The organism is Pseudomonas sp. o96-267 (assembly GCF_003935465.1).
In the GTDB taxonomy this organism is placed as follows: Bacteria; Pseudomonadota; Gammaproteobacteria; order Pseudomonadales; family Pseudomonadaceae; genus Aquipseudomonas; species Aquipseudomonas sediminis.
The window spans coordinates 1-820 of sequence record NZ_RHQP01000096.1 but is presented as its reverse complement, the minus strand read 5'-3'; the positions used below and the strand labels follow the sequence as shown (position 1 = coordinate 820).

Annotated in this window: 1 protein-coding gene; it reads right to left on the bottom strand. The window is 52.4% G+C overall.

Translation table 11 applies throughout. From position 1 onward, the window contains the following. Window positions 1-52 precede the first annotated feature (52 nt). Window positions 53-757, bottom strand: a complete 705-nt coding sequence (locus EGJ86_RS24905) for an IS6-like element IS26 family transposase (RefSeq protein ID WP_001067855.1) — start codon at window positions 755-757, stop codon at window positions 53-55. Between the last annotated feature and the right edge of the window lie 63 nt (window positions 758-820).

The following is an 820-nucleotide window of genomic DNA, read 5'->3' as shown; positions in this document are numbered from 1 at the left end:
GGCACTGTTGCAAAGTTAGCGATGAGGCAGCCTTTTGTCTTATTCAAAGGCCTTACATTTCAAAAACTCTGCTTACCAGGCGCATTTCGCCCAGGGGATCACCATAATAAAATGCTGAGGCCTGGCCTTTGCGTAGTGCACGCATCACCTCAATACCTTTGATGGTGGCGTAAGCCGTCTTCATGGATTTAAATCCCAGCGTGGCGCCGATTATCCGTTTCAGTTTGCCATGATCGCATTCAATCACGTTGTTCCGGTACTTAATCTGTCGGTGTTCAACGTCAGACGGGCACCGGCCTTCGCGTTTGAGCAGAGCAAGCGCGCGACCATAGGCGGGCGCTTTATCCGTGTTGATGAATCGCGGGATCTGCCACTTCTTCACGTTGTTGAGGATTTTACCCAGAAACCGGTATGCAGCTTTGCTGTTACGACGGGAGGAGAGATAAAAATCGACAGTGCGGCCCCGGCTGTCGACGGCCCGGTACAGATACGCCCAGCGGCCATTGACCTTCACGTAGGTTTCATCCATGTGCCACGGGCAAAGATCGGAAGGGTTACGCCAGTACCAGCGCAGCCGTTTTTCCATTTCAGGCGCATAACGCTGAACCCAGCGGTAAATCGTGGAGTGATCGACATTCACTCCGCGTTCAGCCAGCATCTCCTGCAGCTCACGGTAACTGATGCCGTATTTGCAGTACCAGCGTACGGCCCACAGAATGATGTCACGCTGAAAATGCCGGCCTTTGAATGGGTTCATGTGCAGCTCCATCAGCAAAAGGGGATGATAAGTTTATCACCACCGACTATTTGCAACAGTGCC